General features: G+C 65.0%; 8 protein-coding genes. 5 read left to right on the forward strand and 3 right to left on the reverse strand.

Annotated elements, in window-relative coordinates; translation table 11 throughout:
• Window positions 1-3 precede the first annotated feature (3 nt).
• On the forward strand, window positions 4-510 hold the full coding sequence (locus tag ABI213_RS22355; protein WP_348005795.1) for an Lrp/AsnC family transcriptional regulator: 507 nt from the start codon (window positions 4-6) through the stop codon (window positions 508-510).
• Window positions 500-997, forward strand: a complete 498-nt coding sequence (gene rraA / locus ABI213_RS22360; RefSeq protein WP_348005796.1) for a ribonuclease E activity regulator RraA — start codon at window positions 500-502, stop codon at window positions 995-997. Before ABI213_RS22355 ends, rraA begins: the two co-directional genes overlap by 11 nt.
• Window positions 998-1,069: 72 nt before the next feature.
• On the opposite strand, the gene ABI213_RS22365 is transcribed toward rraA, so the two are convergent.
• Window positions 1,070-1,963 (reverse strand): LysR family transcriptional regulator, encoded by an 894-nt coding sequence (locus ABI213_RS22365; RefSeq protein ID WP_348005797.1) that lies wholly within the window; start codon window positions 1,961-1,963, stop codon window positions 1,070-1,072.
• Between the two features lie 112 nt (window positions 1,964-2,075).
• On the opposite strand from ABI213_RS22365, the gene ABI213_RS22370 reads away from it, so the two are divergent.
• The gene (locus ABI213_RS22370; protein WP_348005798.1) at window positions 2,076-2,696 is read left to right on the forward strand and encodes a glutathione S-transferase; all 621 of its coding nucleotides are present in this window, start codon (window positions 2,076-2,078) and stop codon (window positions 2,694-2,696) included.
• Window positions 2,693-3,634 (forward strand): pyridoxamine 5'-phosphate oxidase family protein, encoded by a 942-nt coding sequence (locus ABI213_RS22375; RefSeq protein WP_348005799.1) that lies wholly within the window; start codon window positions 2,693-2,695, stop codon window positions 3,632-3,634. Before ABI213_RS22370 ends, ABI213_RS22375 begins: the two co-directional genes overlap by 4 nt.
• Here the strand turns inward: ABI213_RS22375 and ABI213_RS22380 are convergent.
• Together ABI213_RS22380 and ABI213_RS22385 are read right to left on the reverse strand one after the other, a co-directional pair.
• Entirely contained in the window at window positions 3,619-4,350 is a 732-nt protein-coding gene (locus tag ABI213_RS22380; protein WP_348005800.1) for an amino acid racemase, read from the reverse strand. The genes ABI213_RS22375 and ABI213_RS22380 overlap by 16 nt on opposite strands.
• A gap of 2 nt (window positions 4,351-4,352) precedes the next feature.
• On the reverse strand, window positions 4,353-5,243 hold the full coding sequence (locus ABI213_RS22385; protein WP_348005801.1) for a transporter substrate-binding domain-containing protein: 891 nt from the start codon (window positions 5,241-5,243) through the stop codon (window positions 4,353-4,355).
• 231 nt (window positions 5,244-5,474) lie between these two features.
• On the opposite strand from ABI213_RS22385, the gene ABI213_RS22390 reads away from it, so the two are divergent.
• A complete protein-coding gene (locus tag ABI213_RS22390; protein WP_348028716.1) occupies window positions 5,475-6,746 on the forward strand; it encodes a D-amino acid dehydrogenase in 1,272 nt (423 codons plus the stop codon).
• Window positions 6,747-6,765 lie beyond the last annotated feature (19 nt).

Below are 6,765 nucleotides of genomic sequence, written 5' to 3' on the forward strand. Positions count from 1 at the left end.
AGCATGTTGACCGAAGTTACCGAATTTGATGCCTGTGACGACCGCATCCTGGGCGAGCTGCAGCGCGATGCCCGCATCACCATGGCCGAGCTGGGACGGCGCGTGCACCTGAGCCAACCGGCGGTGACCGAGCGGGTGCGCAAGCTGGAGACCAGTGGGGTCATCAAGGGCTACCGCGCCGAGGTCGATTTGACCCGGCTGGGCTACGGCATCCGCGCCATCATCCGTGTGGCGCGGGCCGACTACGCCCGGGTGGTCAAGCTGATCGAGCAAACCCCCGAGGTGCTGAATGCCTATAACGTCACCGGCGAAGACAGTTGGGTGCTGGAAATCGCCGTCAAAGACGTGCGCCACCTGGACGTGGTGGTCAGTAAATTTTGTATCCTTAGCCCCACCTCGACATCCATCGTGCTGAACGCCCCGCGTGAAAACGCGCTGGTGCTGCCTGCGCGGCGGGAGCCCATTCCATCCTCTACCACCACTACCAAGGCGAACCCCAATGACCGCTAGCTTTTCCACCTGCGACCTGTGCGACGCGCACAAGAACGACCTGACCGGCGCGTTCCGCGTGCTGGCCCCCGCGTTCCGCGACTTCGGAGCCGTCAAGAAATTCAGTGGCCAGGTGTTCAATGTGCAGTGTTTTGAAGACAACTCGCTGGTCAAGGCCGCGCTGGATACGCCCGGCAATGGCCGGGTGCTGGTGGTCGGCGGTGGCGGTTCGCTGCGCCGGGCCTTGCTGGGCGGTAACTTGGGCGCGGCTGCCTACGCCAATGGCTGGGCCGGTGTGGTCATTGACGGCTGCGTGCGCGACGTGGCCGAGTTGGCCGCGTTGCAGGTCGGCATCCGCGCCCTGGCCGCCATGCCCATGCCCACCGAGAAGCGCAACCAGGGCCAGAGCAATGTGGCGGTGCACATCCAAGGCACCTGGGTGATGCCTGGCGAATGGCTGTATGCCGACGAGGACGGTATGGTGGTGGGGGCCAAAGCCTTGGTCTAAGCGATTGCTATAGAAAAGTAGCTTGTTACGCACGCGGAATAAGCGCAAACGGCCTATTTCTTATAGAGCTGCTCAGGGCTGCCTGAAAGCCTGCAGCGCCTCGCGCATCCAGTCGACGAAGACCCGGGTGCGGGTGGGCAACAGCCGCGCGTGCGGCAGCACCAGGCTCAAGGGGCGGGGCGGCGATTCGTAGGCTTCCAGCAGAATTTGCAGCCGCTGGTCCGCCAGATAGGGTGCCACCTGGTACGACAAAAACATGCCTACGCCCACGCCTGCCACACAGGCTTCCACCGCGGGGGCGATCTGGTTGAAATCCAGGTTGCCGCCGACGTTGATGCTGAACGGGCGGCCCTTGTCGATAAACGGCCCCCAGCCGGGCGTGTTGCCGGTGCGGCGCACGCAGTTGGCCTGCAGCAAATCCTTGGGGTGTTGGGGCGCACCAGCGCGTGCCAGGTAGTCGGGGCTGGCCACCACCACGCGGCGGATATGGCCCAAGGGGTACGCCACCAGCGACGAATCCTCCAGCGGGCCGATGCGGATGCCTACGTCAATGCCTTCTTCCAGCAGGTTCACCACCCGGTCGTACAACAGCAGGCTGCAGCGCATCTGCGGGTAGCGCTGCACAAAGCGCGTCACCGCCGGGGCCACGTGCATCTGGCCGAACTGCACCGGCGCGGTGATGGTGAGCTGGCCTGCGGGTTCGCGGGCATCGGCCTTCAACGCCGCCTCGGCTTCTTGCAAGCTGGTCAGCACTTGGCGGCAACTGTCCAGGTAGCGGCGCCCCTCTTCGGTAAGCGAAATGCGCCGGGTGGTACGGTGGAACAGGCGCACGCCCAGGTCGGCCTCTAGCGCCGCCAGCGTGCGCACCACGGCGGGTAGCGAGGCATCCAGTGCCAGCGCGGCGGCAGTCAGGCTACCCTGGTCGGCAATCTGTACAAAGGTCTGCATGGCTTTGAGTTTGTCCATGCGGTGGATATTAATCCGTTATATGGAGTAGTTAAATGTGTTTTGCGCCATTTATCTCGATGGATGGATTAAACACAATGCACACTTCAACCACTCATTTGGAAACCACACCATGACCATCCAGCTCTACCGCCACGCTGTCTCCGGCCACTCCCACCGCGTGCAACTCATGCTGTCGCTACTGGACCTGCCCTGCGAACTGGTCGATATCGACCTGCTGGCCGGGGCCCACAAAGCCCCACCATTTCTGGCCTTGAACGCCTTCGGCCAGGTGCCGGTGCTGCAAGACGGCGATGTCACGTTGGCCGATTCCAACGCCATCCTGGTCTACCTGGCCAGCCGCTACGCACAGCCCGGCGTGTGGCTGCCTACCGAGCCAGTGGCCGCCGCCCAGGTGCAGCGCTGGCTGTCGGTGGCAGCGGGGCCGCTGGCCTTTGGCCCGGCCGTGGCGCGGGTGATCCAGCTCTTTAAACTGCCCACCGATCCGGTGGATGCGATGGCCCGGGCCACCCAGTTGTTTGGCGTGATGGAGGCGCATCTGCAGCAGTCCGACTACCTGGTGGGCAGCACACCGACCATCGCCGACATCGCCAATTACAGCTACACCGCCCATGCGCCCGAGGGCGGAGTATCGCTGGAGCCGTACCCCCATGTACGTGCCTGGCTGGCCCGCGTTGAGGCCCTGCCGGGTTTTGTGCCCATGGTCCGCACGGCCATCGGTTTAGCCGCATGACCTCGACCTTCCACGCCGGGGAGCGCGCGGTGCAGCAGCGGGCGGGCGTGGCCGAACGCATGGCCGAGGTGGGGCCGCGGGTGATCCGCAGCTTCATGCCCGACCAGCACCGCGACTTCTTTGCTCAGTTGCCGTTTGTGGTGCTGGGCAGCGTGGACGCGCTGGGCCAGCCCTGGGCCTCGGTGCTGGCCCAGCCACCGGGTTTCATCCAATCGCCCGATGCCGCGCGGCTACGGGTGCGGGCGCTGCCTGCCGCGTCCGACCCGCTGGCGCGCAACCTGGTTGAGGGTGCGCCCATCGGCATGCTGGGCATCGAGCCGCACACCCGGCGCCGCAACCGCGTGAACGGCAGGGTCACCGCGCTGGATGGCAGCGGCTTTGGCCTGGCGGTGGAGCAGAGCTTTGGCAACTGCCCCAAGTACATCCAGGCCCGCGAACCGGTGTACGCCGCGCTGGCCAGCGAACCCGCTGCCATCGTCGGCACGCAGCTCGACCCTGCCGCCCTGTGCCTGGTGCGGGCCGCTGACACCTTCTTCATCGCCACAGCATCGGAGGGTGTCGATGTATCGCACCGTGGCGGCAAACCCGGCTTCGTACGGGTGGACGTTGATGGTTCGGGCCAGCAATGGCTGACCGTGCCCGACCTGGTGGGTAACTACTTTTTCAACACCTTGGGCAATCTGGCGCTGCAGCCGCAGGCGGGCTTGCTGTTCATCGACTTTGACAGCGGCGACCTGCTGCACCTGGCGGTGCGTGCCGAGATTGTGTGGGACGGCCCCGAGTTGGCCCGCTACGCAGGTGCCCAGCGCTTGCTGCGTCTGCAGGTACAGCAGGTGCTGCGCCGACCCGCGGCCCTGGCGCTGCGCTGGAGTGCGGCGCAGCAATCGCCCGCGCTGGCGGCTACGGGGGCGTGGACTCCGGCTCAGGTCGCGGCGTAGGCCCGCTGTGCCAAAGCCTGGGCCAGCACCTGCGCCGGGTTGAACAGCGGTAGCCCGTGGATCTGTGCCATGCCGTCCAGCGCCAAGGGAATCTCGGTGCAGCCCAGCACCAGCGCCGCGCCGCCGTGGCGTTGGGCCAAGGCCTGGGCCACTTCGCTGAAGCAGCGTTGCGCTAGCGGCATATTGCCTGCTTTGACGCCTTCGTAAATGCCTTGCATGATGCGCGCGCGCTCGGCGGGCGTGGGCAGGTGGCATTGCACCCCTGCGCGGGCCAGGGCTTGCGTGTACACGCCGCTGCGGTAAGTGCCATCGGTGGCCATCAGCGCGGCGGCGGGTACGCCGCGGGCCGCCAGCGTGCGTGCCATTTCTTCGGCGATGTGCAGCACATCCAGCTGCGGAAATCGGTCTTGCAAACGGCTGTGCCAGGCATGGGCGGTGTTGCAGGGCATGGCCACACAGCGCGCACCCAGGGCGGCCAGGCGGCCCAGGGCCTGCAGCATGGGCTCCAGCGGCTGCTGCGCCCCGGCTGCATCGGACTCCAGTGCCCGCGTGCGGTCGGGCACCGGCACCTGGGCCAGCCAGTGCTCGGGAAAGTGCTGGTCGCTTACCGCCAGGCCCATGGCTTGCATGCGTTCTATGCACGACTGGACGAACAATCGTACAAAATCTGCGCCCGCCGCCGGCCCCATGCCGCCCAAAATGCCCACGACTTGCATGCTTAGACCGCTGGTTTGTCGCTGAGGGCCTTGAGGTTGTCGCGCAGCTCCTTGCTCATCGGCAGGTTCAGGTTTTGGCCTCTGGGGGGAATCGGCGACATGAACCACTTGGTGTAGAGCTTTTCAAACTGGCCAGACTTCACCATGCCGGTGATGACACCATTGACCAACTGCTGGAACTGCGGGTCGTCCTTGCGCAGCATGCAGGCGTAGGGTTCGACCTGCAGCGAGTCGCCCACCACTTCCCACTCCGCTGGATTTTTGGCATTGCCAATCAGCCCAAACAGCAGGATGTCGTCCATGGCGAAGGCCACGGCCCGGCCACTGTCAACCAGCAGCATGGAATCATCATGGTCTTTGCCGAGCTGGATTTCCATGCCCAGGTTCTTCTCGGTGTTGTACTTGCGGATCACCTGGGCATTGGTGGTGCCAGAGGTGCTTGCAACGTTCTTCTTGGCCAGGTCCGCGTAGTTTTTGATGCCCGAGGTCTTCTTCACCAGCAGCCGGGTGCCGGTGTAGAAATGGTTGATGGCGAACTGCACATCTTTGCCGCGCACGGTGTTGTTGGTGGTGGAGCCGCATTCCAGATCGATGGTGCCGTTGAGCAGCAGCGGAATGCGGTTTTGCGAGGTCACGGCCTGCAGGGCGACTTTCAGGTCGGGCTTTTTCAGTTGTTTCTTCACCGCATCTGCCACGGCGTTGGCGATGTCCATGGAGAACCCTTCGGGCGTGCTGCCTGCGGCCAAATAGCTGAACGGTACCGATGACTCGCGGTAGGCCAGGGTGATCTGGCCCGACTCCGCAATTTTCTGCAGCGTGTCGGCGCTGGTCGGCATGGAGGCGGCCAAGCCTGCGGTTAAAACCAGGGTGGACAAAAGAGAGGTTGCTTGCATGGAGGCCCTTGAAACAGTGGTGAACAGAGGTGGATGGAAAAGCTGTGGGCAGTTTAGGAGCGGTAGGTCGCCAGGAATAGTGCCGTTTTCGGGGTGGCGTATTACCTAAAGTTATGGATTTGGATGCGCCCCAATACATAACATTTGCTGATGGGCGAGGGTGTATTTGGAATTGGCCCTATGCCGCCCGTCTGCCTACAGTTGAGCGGCAACAAACGAGGACTTACGCAGATGCATGTATGTGTTTTAGGTGCCGGTATTGTCGGTCTGGCCACGGCCTATGTGCTGCACCAGCAGGGGCTGGAGGTGACGGTGGTAGACCGCGCCACGCCCGGTGCGGGTGCCAGCGGCGGCAACGGGGCCCAGCTCAGCTACAGCTATGTGCAGCCGCTGGCCGACCCCGGCATCTGGCGGCAACTGCCCAAGCTGTTGCTGTCTGCCGATTCGCCCTTGAAGCTGCAGCCGCAATGGGACCTGCAGCAGTGGCGCTGGGGTCTGGCATTTTTACGCGCCTGCAATGCCCGCACCTCGGCCGACACTACGGTGCAGCTGCTGCAGTTGGCCGCACGCAGCCGGGTCGGTTTTGAGGCCATGCTGCAAGACTTGGCGCTGGACTGTGACTTCAGCCGCACCGGCAAGCTGGTCGTGTACAGCAGCGCCGAGTCCTTGGCCGCGGCGGGTCGGCAGATGGCGCTGCAGCAGCGGCTGGGCAGCGTGCAGGAAGTCGTGTCGCCCCAGCGCTGCGTGGCACTGGAGCCCGCGCTGCAGCACTACCAGGCCCGCATGGCCGGTGCGGTTTACACCCCGGATGAATGCGCGGTCGATTGCCTGAAGGTCTGCGCGGGCCTGCATGCGGCGCTGCTGGCGCGCGGTGTGAAGTTCGTGCTGGGCGCAGAGGTGCAGGGCGTGGCCCGCCAGGGCGCACGCATCGACGCGCTGCAGACCACGGCGGGCAGGCTGCAGGCGGACCAGTTTGTACTGGCCCTGGGTAGCGCCAGTACCAGGCTGGCGCGGCAACTGGGCTTGCAGCTGCCGGTGTATCCGCTCAAGGGCTACAGCATCAGCCTGGACATCGCGGACGCCCCAGACAGTGCGCCCCGGATCAGCGTGACGGACGCGGCGCGCAAGGTGGTGTTCGCCCGCATTGGCAGCCGCCTGCGCGTGGCGGGCATGGCCGAGCTGGTGGGACACGACCACCGCATCCCGCCGGAGCGAATCCATAGCCTGCAAGACAGCACGCGCGCGCTATTTCCAGACTGCGTGCAGGGTGCTGACGTGCAACCCTGGACCGGCATGCGCCCGGCCACGCCCACGGGGTTACCGCTGGTAGGGCGGCATGCGCGCGGGCCGAACAATCTGCTGCTGAATACCGGGCACGGTGCTTTGGGTTTGACACTGGCGTTTGGCACGGCCCAGGTGCTGGCCGATGGACTGCTGGGCCGGGGTGTGGTCAGCTCGGGTGCAGAGCGGCTTCGACCACCTGCTGCACACACTGCGTCATAGCGCTGGCCAGCAGCGAGCC

Origin of the sequence: Rhodoferax sp., assembly GCF_039922535.1 — a bacterium.
Classification (GTDB): Bacteria; Pseudomonadota; Gammaproteobacteria; order Burkholderiales; family Burkholderiaceae_C; genus Rhodoferax_B.

Excerpts from the sequence above, each read along its gene's own strand:
- ABI213_RS22355 (WP_348005795.1), top strand. The coding sequence starts at position 4 with ATGTTGACCGAAGTTACCGAATTTGATGCCTGTGACGACCGCATCCTG.
- rraA (WP_348005796.1), top strand. The coding sequence starts at position 500 with ATGACCGCTAGCTTTTCCACCTGCGACCTGTGCGACGCGCACAAGAAC.
- ABI213_RS22365 (WP_348005797.1), bottom strand. The coding sequence starts at position 1,963 with ATGGACAAACTCAAAGCCATGCAGACCTTTGTACAGATTGCCGACCAG.
- ABI213_RS22370 (WP_348005798.1), top strand. The coding sequence starts at position 2,076 with ATGACCATCCAGCTCTACCGCCACGCTGTCTCCGGCCACTCCCACCGC.
- ABI213_RS22375 (WP_348005799.1), top strand. The coding sequence starts at position 2,693 with ATGACCTCGACCTTCCACGCCGGGGAGCGCGCGGTGCAGCAGCGGGCG.
- ABI213_RS22380 (WP_348005800.1), bottom strand. The coding sequence starts at position 4,350 with ATGCAAGTCGTGGGCATTTTGGGCGGCATGGGGCCGGCGGCGGGCGCA.
- ABI213_RS22385 (WP_348005801.1), bottom strand. The coding sequence starts at position 5,243 with ATGCAAGCAACCTCTCTTTTGTCCACCCTGGTTTTAACCGCAGGCTTG.
- ABI213_RS22390 (WP_348028716.1), top strand. The coding sequence starts at position 5,475 with ATGCATGTATGTGTTTTAGGTGCCGGTATTGTCGGTCTGGCCACGGCC.